At 60.9% G+C, this 16,043-nt stretch carries 8 protein-coding genes and 1 pseudogene; 4 read left to right on the top strand and 5 right to left on the bottom strand.

Going from position 1 to position 16,043, the window contains the following annotated elements:
- The first annotated feature begins 36 nt into the window (after positions 1-36).
- Positions 37-3,213, top strand: a complete 3,177-nt coding sequence (locus AACH55_RS00045) for a CusA/CzcA family heavy metal efflux RND transporter (protein ID WP_338717378.1) — start codon at positions 37-39, stop codon at positions 3,211-3,213.
- A 5-nt stretch (positions 3,214-3,218) separates the two neighbouring features.
- On the opposite strand, the gene AACH55_RS00040 is transcribed toward AACH55_RS00045, so the two are convergent.
- Both AACH55_RS00040 and AACH55_RS00035 read right to left on the bottom strand, forming a co-directional pair.
- Complete coding sequence (locus tag AACH55_RS00040) at positions 3,219-5,552, bottom strand: EAL domain-containing protein (protein ID WP_338717377.1); 2,334 nt, start codon at positions 5,550-5,552, stop codon at positions 3,219-3,221.
- A 48-nt stretch (positions 5,553-5,600) separates the two neighbouring features.
- A complete protein-coding gene (locus tag AACH55_RS00035) occupies positions 5,601-6,518 on the bottom strand; it encodes a hypothetical protein (protein WP_338717376.1) in 918 nt (305 codons plus the stop codon).
- Positions 6,519-6,775: 257 nt separating this feature from the next.
- Between AACH55_RS00035 and AACH55_RS00030 the strand changes: the two genes are divergently transcribed.
- From AACH55_RS00030 to AACH55_RS00020, 3 genes and pseudogenes are all read left to right on the top strand, one after another.
- Positions 6,776-8,389: a TonB-dependent receptor gene (locus tag AACH55_RS00030; RefSeq protein WP_338717375.1), complete on the top strand. Its 1,614-nt coding sequence runs from the start codon at positions 6,776-6,778 to the stop codon at positions 8,387-8,389.
- Between the two features lie 147 nt (positions 8,390-8,536).
- A pseudogene (locus AACH55_RS00025) lies at positions 8,537-8,920 on the top strand (integrase core domain-containing protein); the annotation flags it as partial.
- A gap of 86 nt (positions 8,921-9,006) precedes the next feature.
- Positions 9,007-9,924: a restriction endonuclease gene (locus tag AACH55_RS00020; protein ID WP_338717374.1), complete on the top strand. Its 918-nt coding sequence runs from the start codon at positions 9,007-9,009 to the stop codon at positions 9,922-9,924.
- Between the two features lie 319 nt (positions 9,925-10,243).
- On the opposite strand, the gene gyrB is transcribed toward AACH55_RS00020, so the two are convergent.
- The 3 genes from gyrB to dnaA form a co-directional block, all read right to left on the bottom strand.
- Positions 10,244-12,742, bottom strand: a complete 2,499-nt coding sequence (gyrB, locus tag AACH55_RS00015) for a DNA topoisomerase (ATP-hydrolyzing) subunit B (RefSeq protein WP_338717373.1) — start codon at positions 12,740-12,742, stop codon at positions 10,244-10,246.
- Positions 12,743-12,878: 136 nt separating this feature from the next.
- Positions 12,879-13,985: a DNA polymerase III subunit beta gene (dnaN, locus tag AACH55_RS00010; protein ID WP_338717372.1), complete on the bottom strand. Its 1,107-nt coding sequence runs from the start codon at positions 13,983-13,985 to the stop codon at positions 12,879-12,881.
- Positions 13,986-14,642: 657 nt separating this feature from the next.
- A complete protein-coding gene (gene dnaA, locus AACH55_RS00005) occupies positions 14,643-16,043 on the bottom strand; it encodes a chromosomal replication initiator protein DnaA (RefSeq protein WP_338717371.1) in 1,401 nt (466 codons plus the stop codon).

Raw genomic sequence — 16,043 nt, 5'->3', positions numbered from 1 at the left:
GCTGTCCATTCATGAAGAATCACTGAGAGAAAAATCATGTTCGAACGCATCATCCGCTTTGCCATCGAGCACCGCTGGCTGGTCCTGCTGGCGGTGCTGGGCATGGCCGCCTATGGGGTGTACAACTACCAGAAGCTGCCCATCGACGCCGTGCCCGACATTACCAACGTGCAGGTCCAGATCAATACCGCCGCGCCCGGCTACTCGCCGCTGGAGACCGAGCAGCGCATCAGCTATCCGCTGGAAACCGCGATGTCGGGTCTGCCGCATCTGGAGCAGGTGCGCTCGCTCTCGCGCTACGGCCTGTCGCAGGTCACCGTGATCTTCAAGGAGGGCACCGACCTCTACTTCGCGCGCCAGCTGGTCAACGAGCGCATCCAGCAGGCCAGGAGCCAGCTGCCCTCCGGCATCGATCCGGCCATGGGACCGATCTCCACCGGCCTCGGAGAAATCTACCTGTGGACCGTGGAGGCCCGCGACGATGCCCGCAAACCCGATGGCAGCCCCTACAGCGCGGCCGACCTGCGCGAGATTCAGGACTGGATCATCAAGCCGCAACTGCGGCTGGTACCGGGCGTGACCGACATCAATACCATCGGCGGTTACGCGCGCGAATATCAGGTGGCCCCCTCGGTGGAGCGTCTGGCCTCCTACGGCCTGAGCATGGATCACCTGCTCAGGGCGCTGGAGAAGAACAACGGCAATGTCGGTGCCGGTTACATCGAACGGCGCGGCGAGCAAACCCTGATCCGCGTGCCGGGCCAGGTCGGCTCGGCAGAGGACATCGGCAATATTGTTCTGGCCAATGTGCGCGGCGTGCCCATTCATATCCGTGATGTGGCGCAAGTCGGCCAGGGGCGCGAACTGCGCACGGGTGCCGCCACCGAGAATGGCCGCGAAGTGGTGCTGGGCACCGTCTTCATGCTCATCGGCGAGAACAGCCGCACGGTCTCGCAGGCGGTGGACAAGAAGATGCGCGAGATCAACCGCAGCCTGCCCGAAGGCGTGCAGGCCATCACCGTCTATGACCGCACCGTGCTGGTGGACAAGGCGATTGCCACGGTCAAGAAAAACCTGATCGAAGGGGCGCTCCTGGTCATTGCGGTGCTGTTCGTCTTCCTCGGCAACATCCGTGCGGCCATCATCACGGCCATGGTGATTCCGCTGGCGATGCTCTTTACGTTCACCGGCATGGTCTCCAACAAGGTCAGCGCCAATCTGCTGAGCCTGGGTGCGCTGGATTTCGGCATCATCATCGATGGCGCCGTGGTGATCGTGGAAAACTGCGTGCGCCGCCTGGCCCACGCCCAGCAGCATCACGGCCGCGCGCTCAGCCGCAGCGAGCGCTTCCATGAAGTCTTTGCGGCGGCGAAGGAAGCGCGCCGTCCGCTGCTGTTCGGACAGCTCATCATCATGATCGTCTACCTGCCCATGTTTGCGCTGACCGGCGTGGAGGGAAGGATGTTCACCCCCATGGCCTTCACCGTGGTGGCTGCGCTGCTGGGCGCGATGATCCTGTCGGTTACCTTCATACCGGCTGCAATCGCCCTGTTTATCGGGGAGAAGGTCGCGGAGAAGGAGAACCCGCTGATGGCCGCCGCCAAGCGCCTATATGCCCCGCTGCTGGAACGCATCATGGACAACAAGCCGGTGGTGCTCAGCTTGGCGGCGGCGCTGATCGTGGTCTGCGGTGTGCTGGCCACGCGCCTGGGCACGGAATTCGTCCCCAGCCTCAACGAGGGTGACATGGCCATCCAGGCGCTGCGCATCCCCGGTACCAGCCTGTCGCAGTCGGTGCAGATGCAGCAGCAGATCGAGAAGACGCTCAAGCAGCAGTTCCCGGAGATCGAACGGGTCTTCGCCCGCACCGGCACGGCCGAAGTGGCCTCGGACCCGATGCCGCCCAACATCTCCGATGGCTACATCATGTTGAAGCCCGAATCGCAATGGCCGCAACCGCGCAAGACGCACGATGAACTCAAGGCCGCGATCCAGCAGGCGGTAGCCCGCATCCCGGGCAACAGCTATGAGTTCTCGCAACCCATCCAGCTGCGCTTCAACGAACTGATCTCGGGCGTGCGCAGCGACGTGGCCGTCAAGATCTTCGGCGATGACATGGCCGTGCTCAACGACACGGCCGGCAAGGTCGCCGCCGTGCTGCAGAAAACGCCCGGTGCCACCGAGGTGAAGGTGGAGCAGACCACGGGATTGCCCATGCTCTCCATCGACATCGACCGCGAGAAGATCGCGCGCTACGGGCTGAACGTGGCCGACCTCCAGGACACGCTGGCCACCGCCATCGGCGGCACCCAGGCCGGCACGCTGTTCCAGGGCGACCGCCGCTTTGCCATCGTGGTACGCCTGCCGGAAGCCGCCCGCGCCGACCTGGACGCACTGCGCCGGCTGCCCATTGCACTGCCGCCGCAGGAAGGCGCCACCCGCACCAGCTATGTGCCGCTGGGCGAAGTGGCGGCGCTCAACATCGCGCCCGGTCCCAACCAGATCAGCCGTGAAGACGGCAAGCGCCGCATCGTGGTCAGCGCCAACGTGCGCGGACGTGATCTCGGTTCCTTCGTGGCCGATGCCGGAGCCGCGCTGCAGGCCCAGGTCAGGATACCCACGGGCTACTGGACCACCTGGGGCGGCCAGTTCGAGAACCTGCAATCGGCAACGCGGCGTCTGCAGATCGTCATCCCGGTGGCGCTGCTGATGGTGTTCGTGCTGCTGTTTGCGATGTTCAACAACGTCAAGGATGGCTTGCTGGTGTTTACCGGTATTCCCTTTGCGCTGACCGGCGGGATTCTGGCGCTGGCCGCGCGCGGCATTCCGATGTCGATCTCGGCGGCAGTGGGTTTCATTGCGCTCTCGGGGGTGGCGGTGTTGAACGGGCTGGTGATGATTTCCTTCATCCGCAGCCTGCGCGAAGAGGGACGCCCTCTGGATGCGGCCATCCGCGAAGGAGCCATGACCCGTCTGCGTCCGGTGCTGATGACGGCGCTGGTGGCGTCGCTGGGCTTCGTGCCGATGGCGCTGGCCACCGGCACCGGCGCCGAGGTACAGCGGCCGCTGGCGACGGTGGTCATTGGCGGCATTCTCTCTTCCACGGCACTGACGCTGCTGGTGTTGCCGCTGCTGTATCGGATGGCGCACGGGCGCGATGAGGAAGCGGTGCCAGCCGCTCGTCCCCGCAACCTGAATGTGAACCGGCCCTAGTGCGATCAGGCCACGCGCTGCCGTCCTTCCAGCAGCGCCGTGAACTGTTCGCCGGGCATCAGGCGGCCGTACCAGAAACCCTGGTACAGCGTGCAACCCAGGGCATGCAGCTGGTCTCGCTGTTCCATCGTCTCCACCCCTTCGGCGATGATGGACAGCCCCAGGCTCTGGCCCAGCATGATGATGCTGCGCACGATGCTGGCGGTGGCGGCATCCTTGGGCATCTGGCGTACGAAGCTCTGGTCGATCTTGAGCTGGTCGATGGGGAAACGCCCGAGATAAGACAAGGAGGAATAGCCGGTGCCGAAATCGTCCAGCGATATCGACACGTCGCGGGATTTGAGGTCATTCATTTTTTCGATGACCTCATCGATGCTGTCGATCATCATGCTTTCGGTCAGTTCCACCTTGACCGCCCTGGAACTGATGCGGTGCTGGCGGATGGTCTCGTGAAAGCGCGCCACGAAATGATCAACCTTGAATTCCTGCGCCGAGACGTTGACCGCAATCACCACATCCTGCGCCAGGCCTTCGCGCTGCCAGGCTTCCAGATCGCTGCAGATGGCTTCGAGCACCTGGTGGCCGATCTCTTCCATCAAACCCATGTCTTCGGCCACGGGAATGAAGAGCGCCGGCGACACCATGCCCTTGGCCGGATGCCGCCAGCGCACCAGGGCCTCGGCCCCCACGACATCACCGTCATAGGTGACTTGCGGCTGGTAATGCACCACGAACTGACGTTGCGCCACGGCGGCACGCAACTCCACTTCCAGGGCGCTGCGCTGGGTCGCCAGGGCCTGCATGGCAGGATCGAAAAAGCGGAACACATTGCGGCCTGCTGCGAGCGACTGCACCATCGCCAGCTTGGCCTGCATCAACGCTTCCTCGGCCGATTGCACTTCGCCGCGCAGGATATTGATGCCGATGTTGAGAGAGCAGGGGAAGGTCTCCAGCGTACCCGGCGGTGGTGCCAGCGCGGCGATCAGTCGGTTGGCCAGCGCCTCGCATGACTTGATGCCTTCGGCCAGCTCCTTGCTGCCGAGCTGGCCGCCCAGGGCAAACCGTTCGCCATCGATGCGTGCCAGCATGTAATCGTTGCCGACGCTGGCTGCCATACGACGTGCGCACTCCCCCAGGAAGCGATCCGCATCATCGGCCTTGACCAGACCATGCGAGAGATCGGCGCGATGGATCTCCATGTAGAACACGATCAGCGGCATTCCGTGCGACTGCTGGCGTATGAGCGCACGCCGCAGCCGGTCGAGGGAAAGCTGGCGGTTGGGCAGCTGAGTGACCGGATCGTAGAAGCTCAGGCGGGCGATGCTGCTTTCGGCCTCCAGTCGTTCGGAGACATCGATGAGTACCCAGATCTGATCCTGCTCGCGCGCCGGATCGATGAGCGAAGTGCGCAGTTCGGCCGGCAAGGTCCGGCCATCGGCGCGCCTGAGCATGACGATCTCTCCCACCCTGCCGTGATGGTGCGCCAGCTTGCTGTCCAGGTAGGCGGCCTGTTGCACCGGCTCTTCAAAGATCTGCGCGCTCGATAGCGCAGTGAGCCCGGTGTCGCTCATGCCCAGCATGGACTGGGCCGCGTCATTGGCGAAGGCGATGCGGCCATTGCGCACGAACAGTACACCGGCAGGGATATTGCCCAGGATCGCGGCCTGCTCGTCGAAGAGGGTTTTCAGGCTGGTCTGCATGGCCTCCATGCGGTGCGCCAGCAGGCCGATCTCATCACGTTGCGGCAGTGCGATGCGGGTATCGAAATGGCCCCGCTCGATGCGCGCGGTGGCCACGGTGAGCTTGCGGATGGGCGCGAGAATGCGGCGGTAGACGAGGACCCCGATGATGAGCAAGGCCACCACGCCCTGGGCCACCAGCACGCAGGTCTGGAGGCGCTTGTCGGAGGCCAGCTTGCGCTGGAGCTGGGTGTCCGACACCACCATCTGCACGCTGCCCAAGGTGACCGTACGGTCCTGCTGCGGCATGGTCAGGGGCAGGGTGCGCGTGAGCAGCTTGCCACTGCGGCGCAGCGGTTCTTCCAGACGCGCGAGGGTGCGCTCTTCGGGATCGCGGATGTCGACCGAGACTACCTGGGTATCGAGCAGGCTTGCTTGCAGCAGGGACGTCATGGCCGATTGATCGAGATTCCATACCGGCAGCACCAGGCTGTGCGCCAGGGTCTGGCTCTTCTCATCGATCAGGGCGGTCATCTCCAGACTGATCTGCTGTTCGCGCGTGCTGTTGAGCACGGTCAGCGCCACCACCACCGGCAGGCTCAAGGCCACCAGCAGGGCACAGGCGATATAGAGGCCGAGGCTGGTGGTCTTCGTCATCATGGCGGGCGGTGCAGATCGGAGGTTGAAAAGAAGGGCAAGCGTACGGAATTACTTGAACCAGTCCATCTTGTAGGTCTCGATGGCCAGGCGTTCTGAGGGGGTCAGGCGGTCGTTCTGCAACACGATCACGCGCGGATGCGCACCCTGCAGGGCCAGGCGCACGTGACGGGTGGAGTGATGCTTCTGGATCAGCTCCAGCAGGGCGCCATTGCGATGGATCTTCCTGAGGCCGTCGAGCAGGGCTTCGCGGATGTCGTCGCGTCCGGGTGTGGTGTAGAAAAACAGGTCGGTGGGGTAATACAGCACCAGGTCCGGCACGATGGCCAGCTGGTGTCGCGGATCATAGGCATCCAGTTCGCTGGCAGCCTCGAAGATGGAACGGTTGTAGAAATCGAAGCGGCCGGCCTTGAGCATCTCGAACAGGCTCATGTAATTGCCCTGCGCGACCTTGAGCTGGTTGGCCTGCATGATGCTGGTATCGAGCCAGCCGATGCCGGAACCGATGGTGAAGGTGCGCAGCTCATCGAGGCTGCGGATACTGCCGGCGCGCTCCAGGCTCGCGCGCCTGGCCAGCAGCACGCGATAGCCGCCACCGCCGAGGTAGATGGGGAAGGGGATGGCTTCCAGTGTCCGGGTCATGCCGCTGCCGGCGGAGGTGGCCATCAGGTTGCAATACTGGCCGCCCTGGATCAGCTGCACGTAGCGCTGGTCCGAGGTCGCCACGTTGGCCACCTGGCAGCCCTTGATGACGAAGGGGCGGCCGCTGGCGCGCATGGCCAGTTCCAGAAGGGCCTTGCGATAGTCGATCACGGGATTGTCGTCATTGAGATCGGCGAGCTTGATCTCGATGACGGGCGCGTTCGCGGCGGTGGTGTGGGCACGGGTGGAGGCGGCGCAGAACAGACTCATCGCCAGGACGAGTACGGCCGCAGCTACGCTTCGGGCACTCGTCTTGTCTCTGCTCATGGCGGTGGGGGCTCGAATTGTTCCGCTGCATGGTATGCAAGTACAGGCGCAACCGCAAGCTTTTGTGCGGAGTCGTGGATATTGTTGTGGTGCGCTTGCACGGCAGCGAGGAACCGGGCGCAATGCGGCAGCCTTACAGGTTTTTTTGAAGATGGGATGGCCATTTTCAGTCAACGTATTGATGTGCTTTCCCGCGTCTTTCGGCCAATAAATGCCCTTGTACTAACACGAGTAGCGGCGCATCGGCAGCACCACCTTTGGCCACGGTCAACTTCATCCGCAAGCGTCCGACCAAGGACTTCCAGGCCTCGGCGAGCGTGAAGCTGGGGTCCTGGGATACGCGCCGGGTCGACGCCGACCTGTCCGGTCCCATCAATACGGCCGGCACGCTGACCGCGCGCGTGGTGGCCTCGCATCAGGAAGGCAATTCCGACCTCAATCGCTATCGACCGACCAGGGATGTGTTCTATGGCGTCATTGAAGCCGACCTCGGCAATGAGACCCTGCTGACAGCCGGTTACAGCTATCAGAAGGTGCATGGCAAGGGCGCGATGTGGGGCGCATTGCCGCTGACCTACACGGACGGCAGCGCGACCAACTATGGCGTGGGGACCAGCACGTCGGCGGACTGGTCGTATCTGCATACCACCCAGGAACGCAGTTTCGCCGAGCTGCAGAAGGCCGTAGGCGACGGGTGGCAATGGAAGACCACCGTGGGTTACAACGAGATCCGTAGCGACGCGGCGCTGCTGTATATCTACGGGACACCGAACAAGACCACCGGCACCGGACTGTTCTCTTATCCCTCCCTGTATGACAGCGCCAACAAGCAGAGCTATGCGGACAGCAATCTGACGGGCAAGTACACCTTGTTCGGGCGCGAACATGATGCCAACGTGGGTATCAGTATTTCTGATTCGAAGCTCAGTGATATCAGCCATTATGGGCAAGGACTCAACAGTCCGATCGCCACGTCGCAGGCCTTCAATGGTTCCTATATCGAGCCGACGTTTGACTACATGATCAATGGCAGCAGCTATGACGACCGCCGCAAGACGATCTATGGCGCCACGCGCCTGAATCTGAGTGACCGGCTGAAATGGCTGATCGGTGCCAACTACACGCAGGCAGATTCGACCGGCCAGGCTTACGGCGTGGCGCACCAGCTGAGCCAGTCGGCCGTATCGCCTTATACCGGTGTGGTGTTTGATCTCACGCAGAACATCTCGGCCTACGGCAGCTATACGCGCATCTTCAATCCGCAGAGCAGCACCGATGCAAGCGGGGCAGTACTGGCGGCGGCCAAGGGCAAGGCCTATGAGGTGGGCCTGAAGGGCGAATTCTTCCAGCGCAGGCTCAACACCTCGCTGGCGTTGTTCCGTGTCGAGCAGAGCAATATTGCGGAGCGGGCGGGGTACATCGGAGCGACTGCTTACTATCGCGGCATCAATGCCAAATCCGAAGGGATCGAATATGACCTCTCGGGGGAACTGGCCAAGAACTGGCAGGCCAGTGCGGGGCTGGTGGTCCAGCGAATCACCGGCGACGATGGCCGCTCGGTCAGGCTGTATGTGCCGCGCCATCAGTTGCGCCTGTCCACCACCTATCGCCTGCCGCAGATGGAGCAGGTCAAGGTGGGGGCGAGTTTGAATTATCAGAGCAAGACCAGCTATGACAGTAGCAATGCGGCTTATCAGGGCGGGTACTCGGTGGTCAACCTGATGGCCTCTTACGACATCAGTAAGAATCTTAGTGTGTCGGCCAATCTGAATAATTTATTCAATAAAAAATATTTGACCAGCGTTTATTGGAGTCAGTCTTATTATGCGGCGCCGGTGAATGGGAGCGTTTCCATTAACTGGAAGTATTAAATCAGATTATCTCTTCAACGAAAAAGCCGGCGCTCACATGCAAGGCCGGCTCTTTTGTCAGATCGCTCTGCGTCTTCGATTGGACTGCCGGAAGGACGACACGGTATCTGCCCGGCTTTAAGAAATGAACATCTGAATTGCGATACATCGCTGCCAGGCACACGGGTCGTATCAGTGCTGTCGCGCCTATCAGAGCTTCGAGGATTGCCGCAATCGATTACCATCGACAACGGCCCCGAGTTCGCCGGCAAGGTGCTAGATGCTTGGGCCTATACACATGGATTGAAGCTGAACTTCATTGAACCTGGCAAGCCGCAGCAGAATGCCTACATCGAGAGTTTCAACGGCAAGTTCCGGGATGAATGCCTGAATGAACATTGGTTTGTTTCGATGCGGCATGCTCGTGAAATCATTGCCGCCTGGCGACGGGAATACAATTCCGAGCGGCCGCACAGTTCGCTTGGATACCTGACGCCGCAACAGTTTGCAGTGACTTTTTTAACCGCAGACTCCAAGTCGTTCTCGTACTAAATTGGGGAGCAGGTCAGGTCATCGCTACGCATCGTCGTATACTCAACGGTGCACTAAATTAGATCAAAAAATAAAGGAAATTTCTAATGGCCGAAATCACCCGTCGCCGCACCGGCGAGTTGCTGCGCGAGTTGTTCAGTATCTTGATGGCTGCACCCGAAGGGCGGCAAGCTAGTGAGGCGCTGCATATCCTCGCCTCTCGCGTCACCCTAACGCCCTACGAAGCCGACAATTTCGAGTCTGGCGGACGGCGGTTCGAGAAGATCGTTCGATTCGCTACAGTGGATTGCGTCAAAGCCGGCTGGCTGTTGAAGGATAAGGGACTTTGGTCTGTCACTGACGCAGGCCGGACCGCGCATGCCGCGCTGCTAGACCCAGAGGCTTTCTACAAGCGCGCCTGCAAGTTGTACGCCGAATGGAAGGCAGCGCAACCCGAAGCTGAGAGTGGAGTAGAGGCCATAGCGTCGAGCGCCAGCTCCGCTGAGGATGTCATTGATAATAACGCCAAGGCGGCAAGCGTGACGTTTGAAGAAGCCGAAGAACAGGCATGGGCAGAGATCTCACACTACCTTCGGGCGATGAATCCATACGACTTTCAAGATTTGGTGGCAGATCTGCTGCGCGCCATGTCGTATCACGTGACCTGGGTGTCGCCACCCGGCAAGGATGGCGGAGTGGACATCCTCGCCTGGCCGGACGCACTAGGGACGCGCCCGCCGCGCATCAAGGTGCAAGTGAAGCGCCAGCAACAGGCGGTGAGCGTGGATGGACTGCGCTCTTTCATGGCGGTTCTAGGCGACGAAGATGTTGGCCTTTTCATTTGTACCGGTGGGTTTACCAAAGACGCCGAAACCGAGGCACGCACTCAGGAGAAACGCCGGGTTACTTTAATTGGTCTAGAAAAGCTGTTTGACCTTTGGGATGAGCATTATGACAAACTGACCGACCGCGCACGCCGACGACTGCCGCTTCGGTCGATCCGTTTCCTTGCTCCTGGTGGTTAATCAAATAATCCGACACACTAGTAGTGATTCAACAAATAGGCGGATTCGAAATGGAGTGGCCAAAACGAGATTCAAATTGATGCTTTAGGCGCACGAGAACTTGACATCAGAATCGACGCGGAGTGGTCAATCCTACTCGCATACGGCTTCGCATTTACGTGCAATACGAAAAAACAGCGGTCACCTTAATAAGATGGCCGCTGCTATTTGCGAGAGGGTTGGCTAGGTGCCATCCACCCAAACTATCGAGACGCATCCCTCAATAAATGTCTCAGTGGATGCTTCCTAAAATCTCAGGTTATGGCTCCCGCTACACAAATCAAACGTCAATATTCCCCGCCTGCAACGCATTGGATTCAATAAACGCCCGACGCGGCTCCACATCATCGCCCATCAAGGTCATGAAGATCTGATCGGCAGCAATCGCATCCTCGATCTGCACCTTCAGCAAACGACGCACCGTCGGATCCATGGTGGTTTCCCACAGCTGCTCGGGATTCATCTCGCCCAAGCCTTTATAACGCTGCTTGTTGACACCGCGCTCGGCCTCATCACGCAGCCAGGCCATGGCCTGGCGGAATTCGGTGATGACCGATTCCTTGCGCTTCTCGCCCTGGCCGCGCGCCACGATGGCACCCTTGCCGATGAGTCCCTTGAAGGTCTCGGCCGCCGTCGACAGTTGCTGGTAATCCGGGCCGCTCACGAAGTCGGCATCGATCACGGTGGCCTTGATGTTGCCATGCTGGCGACGATGGATATGCAGCGCCACCTTCTCGCTGTGCTCATCCACGCGCGCCTGCACGTCGATGTTGATGTCGTTGATGGCCTTCTTCAGTTCTTCGGCAGTGGCGGTGGCCTGTTCGATGTTGTCCATCTTCAGGGCCACGCCGCCGGTCATGATGGCATTCAGGGCCGACTCATCGATGGCGCGCGACAGGCGCATGATGATGGCGTTGGCGGTGTTGTACTGGCGTGCCAGTTCCACCAGCGCCTCGCCGCTGATGGGCGCCGCCCCTTCGGAGGGCTTGATCTCGGCATCGTTCAGGGCGATCTGCATCATGTATTGCGCTTCCTCGAAGTCGTCCTTCAGGTAGCGCTCGTCCTTGCCGGCCTTGACCTTGTACAGCGGCGGCTGGGCGATGTAGATGTGGCCGCGTTCGACCAGCGCCGGCATCTGGCGATAGAAGAGCGTCAGCAGCAGGGTGCGGATGTGGGCGCCGTCGACGTCTGCATCGGTCATGATGATGATGCGGTGATAGCGCAGCTTGTCCGGGTTGAATTCGTCAGCGCCGATGCTGGTGCCCAGCGTCGCAATCAGGGTCGTGATCTGTTCGGAAGAGAGCATCTTCTCGAAGCGCGCCTTCTCCACGTTCAACACCTTGCCGCGCAGCGGCAGGATGGCCTGGAACTTGCGATCGCGGCCTTGCTTGGCCGAGCCGCCTGCGGAGTCACCCTCGACGATGTACAGCTCGCACAGGGCCGGGTCGCGTTCCTGGCAATCGGCCAGCTTGGACGACAAACCCAGGCCATCCATCACGCCCTTGCGGCGCGTCAGTTCGCGCGCCTTGCGCGCAGCCTCGCGGGCGCGCGCGGCTTCGACGATCTTGCCGCAGATGATCTTGGCGTCGTTCGGTTTCTCGGCCAGGAAGTCGGTCAGGGTCTTGGCGACGATTTCTTCCACCGGGCCGCGCACTTCGCTGGAGACCAGCTTGTCCTTGGTCTGCGAGCTGAACTTCGGTTCCGGCACCTTTACCGACAGCACGCAGGTCAGGCCTTCGCGCATGTCGTCGCCGGAGATCTCGACCTTGGCCTTCTTGGCGAGATCGTTTTCTTCGATGTACTTGTTGATGACGCGGGTCATGGCCGCACGCAGGCCGGTCAGGTGGGTGCCGCCGTCACGCTGCGGGATGTTGTTGGTGAAGCAGAGCACCTGCTCGTTGAAGGCGTCGTTCCATTGCATCGACACGTCCACCGACACCAGCGTGCCCTGGTCGGATTGCTTCTCGCCGGTGGCCTGGAAAATGGTCGGGTTGAGGATGCTCTTGTTCTTGTTGATGTATTCCACGAAGCCGCGCGTGCCGCCTTCGAAGGCGAAGTCCTCTTCCTTGCCGGTACGCTGGTCGGAGAGCTTGATATGAACGCCATTGTTCAGGAACGACAGTTCACGAATACGCTTGGCCAGGATCTCGTAGTGGAATTCGACGTGCGTGAAGATTTCTTCGTCGGCCCAGAAATGCACTTCGGTGCCGCGCTTGTCGGATTCGCCCACGACCTTGATCGGCGAGACCTGCACGCCATCGATCACTTCCAGCTCGCGGTTCTGCACGATGCCCTTGGCGAATTCCATGGCATGCACCTTGCCGTCGCGGCGGATGGTGAGCTTGAGCTTCTTCGACAGCGCGTTCACGCAGGACACGCCCACGCCGTGCAGGCCGCCGGAGACCTTGTAGGAGTTCTGGTCGAACTTGCCGCCGGCGTGCAGTTCGGTCATCACGATTTCGGCCGCCGAACGCTTGGGTTCGTGCTTGTCGTCCATCTTCAGGCCCGTGGGGATGCCGCGGCCGTTGTCGGTGATCGAGATGGAGTTGTCGGCGTGGATGGTGACGTGGATCTCGCTGCAGTAGCCGGCCAGGGCTTCGTCGATCGAGTTGTCCAGCACTTCGAACACCAGGTGGTGCAGGCCGGTGCCATCAGAGGTGTCGCCAATGTACATGCCGGGACGCTTGCGCACCGCCTCCAGGCCTTCCAGGATCTGGATGGAAGAAGCGCCATAGCTTTGTTGCGCGGAATTGGTGTTGTCTGCGGGGCTGGAGGACATGGTTACCTTCTGAAAATGCTAGCCAAACGACTAGGGAGCTGCAAAAAACGGAATTCGTGGGACGAATCTTTGGAATTCTTAAAAGCAACCGAGGGGCCGTCTCGGACGGCCCCTCGTGCGCGTGGAGCGGGTTTGCTCAGATCCGCATCGGCATGACGACGTACTTGAAGTCAGCGTTGTCAGGGATGGTGATCAGGGCCGACGAGTTGGCATCGCCCAGGGCGATGTTCACGTAGTCGTTCTTGAGGTTGTTGAGCACGTCGAGCAGATAGCTGACGTTGAAACCGATGTCCACGGTGTCGCCGCCGTAGTCGATTTCGAGTTCTTCGACCGCTTCTTCCTGGTCGGCGTTGGTGGAACTGATCTTGAGGCTGCCCGGTGCGATCACCCAGCGCACGCCCTTGAACTTGTCGCTGGTCATGATGGCCGCGCGTTGCAGCGAGCGCAGCAGCTGGTCGCGGCTGATGGTGAAGCTGTTCTTGTAACCCTTGGGCACCACGCGGGTGTAGTCGGGGAACTTGCCTTCGACCAGCTTGGAGATCAGCTCGATGTCGGCGAAGGTCAGCTTGACCTGGTTGTTGGCGATCTGCAGCTGGACTTCATCATCGCTGTCGTCGAGCAGGCGTTGCAGCTCGATGATGGTCTTGCGCGGGATGATGACTTCCTGGCGCGGGAAGTCCTCTTCGGTCTCGACCTGGCAGAAGGCCAGGCGGTGGCCATCGGTGGCCACTGCGATGACGTTCTTGCCTTCCACCACCAGCAGCAGGCCGTTGAGGTAGTAACGGATATCCTGCTGGGCCATGGCGAAGTGGACCATGTTGAAGAGGTGCTTCAGGGTCTTCTGCGGCAGGTTGACCTGGGCGTTGTAGTGCTCGGCCTGGGCGACCGTGGGGAATTCCTCGGCGGCCAGCGTCTGCAGGGCAAAGCGGGACTTGCCCGACTGCACGGTCAGACGTTTGTTGGAGAGCGAAATCGAGACTTCGCCGGAATCCGGCAGGGCGCGCAGGATGTCGAGCAGCTTGCGGGCCGCCACGGTGGTGGCGGTGGCCTCGCTACCCGAACCGACATCGGCGTGCGTGGTGATCTGCACTTCGATGTCGGTGGACAGGAAAGACACCTTCTCGCCGTCCTTGCGAATGAGAATATTGGCCAGAATCGGCAATGTGTGCCGACGCTCGACAATACCACTCACGATCTGCAGAGGACGCAGGAGCGTGTCTCGTTGGGTTTTAACCAATTGCATAGTCAGTTTGTCCTTGCTAATAGTGGTTTAAAGGGCGCCGTTGGCCGGCGTTCAGTCATGCCCATGTCGCGCGTGTTCCTCCTGTGGTGAAAAACTGCGGCTGCCGGCAGTGCACACTGCCTGACGCACTTCTCTCAATACGCAACGCTCCTGCTCGTGCATGACCGGTCGCTGCCCGTCCGGAACCCGTTCCCGAAAAGCTGGTGATACAGCGACCCGGCATTGTCCATCTGCGCCTGACAAACCCGGGCAGCCAGAACCACTTGGCTATACGTTTGGAACGTTTGAATACTTTTGCCGGATCTTGCCGGGTATTTATTCGAAGTTTCCGTGATACTTCGCGGATTTCCTGCTCCATGGCCGGCCCTTGCGTCCGCCTGCGAAATAACGCCTTCCATTGTACCAATCATCCCCTCTTCGTAATAGTGCGGCAGGGGGGCGGGGAGGGCCGTCGGGCGGCAAAAAGAGGCGGGTTGGGCGCGGATATTGTCTTTTTCTTCATATGCCGCCGAAGGCGGCTTTTTCAATTATCCACAGGCCTCCAAGGGCGTTTTCGGTAATGCCCTGTGGAAAAGAAATGCCGCCCGGTTCACGCTGGAAGCGGGCGGCAGGTCATCTTGTCCACAGGCTCGCGCCCGGGTCAGGAAAGGTCAGCAATCAACCCTTCAGGGTTTGCTCCAGCACGTGCAGTTCGTGATTGCATTCCGGGCTCTTGGCGCGGTCGGCGGCGATCTTGCGCACCGCGTGCAGCACCGTGGTGTGGTCGCGGCCGCCAAAGAGGTCGCCGATTTCCGGCAGGCTCTTCTGGGTCAGTTCCTTGGCCAGGTACATGGCGATCTGGCGCGGACGGGCGATGTTGGCCGGGCGCTTCTTGGAGTACATATCGGCGACCTTGATATTGAAGAAGTCGGCCACCGTCTTCTGGATGTTTTCCACCGAGATCTGGCGGTTCTGCACCGACAGCAGGTCCTTCAGGGCTTCCTTGACCACATCGATGGTGATGTCCTTGCCGTGGAAACGCGAGTAGGCCAGGATCTTGCGCAACGCGCCTTCCAGCTCGCGCACGTTGGAGCGCAGATGCTTGGCCACGAAGAAGGCCACGTCGTCGGACAGCACCACGTCTTCGGCGGACGCCTTCTTCATCAGGATCGCCACCCGCATTTCCAGCTCGGGCGGCTCGATGGCTACCGTGAGGCCCGAGTCGAAGCGGGAGATCAGGCGGTCATCCATGCCGCTGATTTCCTTGGGATAGGTATCACTGGTGATGATGATCTGCTTCTTGGCGGCGATCAGGGCTTCAAAGGCATAGAAGAATTCTTCCTGCGTGCGGCTCTTGCCGCCGAAGAACTGGATATCGTCGATCAGCAGCAGGTCCAGCGAGTGGTAATAGCGCTTGAAGTCGTCAAAACCCTTGCGCTGATACGCCGTCACCACATCGCGCACGTATTGTTCGGCGTGGATGTAGCGGATCTTCGCGCCCGGGTTATCCACAAGCACCTGGTTGCCGATGGCGTGGATGATGTGGGTTTTACCCAGACCGACGCCGCCGTACAGGAACAGCGGGTTGTACGAGGTACCGGGGTTGTTGGCCACCTGGGTGGCCGCCGCGCGCGCCAGCTGGTTGGCCTTACCGGTGACCAGGTTGTCGAAGGTCAGTACCGGGTTGATGCGCGACTGTTCCTGGCGCGGGGCGACCGCGCGCACCGGCTGGGCCGGCTCGGGGTCCAGGTGCAGCTGTTCGTGGTTGGGCAAACCCAGTCCGTTGGCGCCCCCGCCATTGGCCTGCGCATTGGCGGCCGGGCGGCGGCCCTGGTTGCCGCGCGGGTCCAGCACGAACTGCACTTCGGTGGGCGCGTCCCAGTATTCGCAGGCCAGCGCGGTGATGCGGTTGGCGAACTGCGTCTTGACCCAATCGAGCTTGAAGCGATTGGGCGCGGCAATGCGCAGCAGCCCGTCTTCGAAGTCGAGCGGCACCAGCGGCTTGATCCAGGCGCTGTATTGCTGAGGCGTCAGCTCCTGCTCAAGTTTGTGGGAGCAGGCCTGCCAGAAGTTTTCCAT

The sequence above is a fragment of the Herbaspirillum sp. DW155 genome, from assembly GCF_037076565.1.
Taxonomy (GTDB): Bacteria; Pseudomonadota; Gammaproteobacteria; order Burkholderiales; family Burkholderiaceae_D; genus Herbaspirillum.
Note: the sequence above shows the minus strand (reverse complement) of the source record. Positions and strands in the feature narration are given on the sequence as shown.

Bases quoted from the DNA above. Each gene is read 5' to 3' on its own strand.
- AACH55_RS00020 (WP_338717374.1), top strand. From the start codon at position 9,007: ATGGCCGAAATCACCCGTCGCCGCACCGGCGAGTTGCTGCGCGAGTTG.
- gyrB (WP_338717373.1), bottom strand. From the start codon at position 12,742: ATGTCCTCCAGCCCCGCAGACAACACCAATTCCGCGCAACAAAGCTAT.
- AACH55_RS00035 (WP_338717376.1), bottom strand. From the start codon at position 6,518: ATGAGCAGAGACAAGACGAGTGCCCGAAGCGTAGCTGCGGCCGTACTC.
- dnaA (WP_338717371.1), bottom strand. From the start codon at position 16,043: ATGGAAAACTTCTGGCAGGCCTGCTCCCACAAACTTGAGCAGGAGCTG.
- dnaN (WP_338717372.1), bottom strand. From the start codon at position 13,985: ATGCAATTGGTTAAAACCCAACGAGACACGCTCCTGCGTCCTCTGCAG.
- AACH55_RS00045 (WP_338717378.1), top strand. From the start codon at position 37: ATGTTCGAACGCATCATCCGCTTTGCCATCGAGCACCGCTGGCTGGTC.
- AACH55_RS00040 (WP_338717377.1), bottom strand. From the start codon at position 5,552: ATGATGACGAAGACCACCAGCCTCGGCCTCTATATCGCCTGTGCCCTG.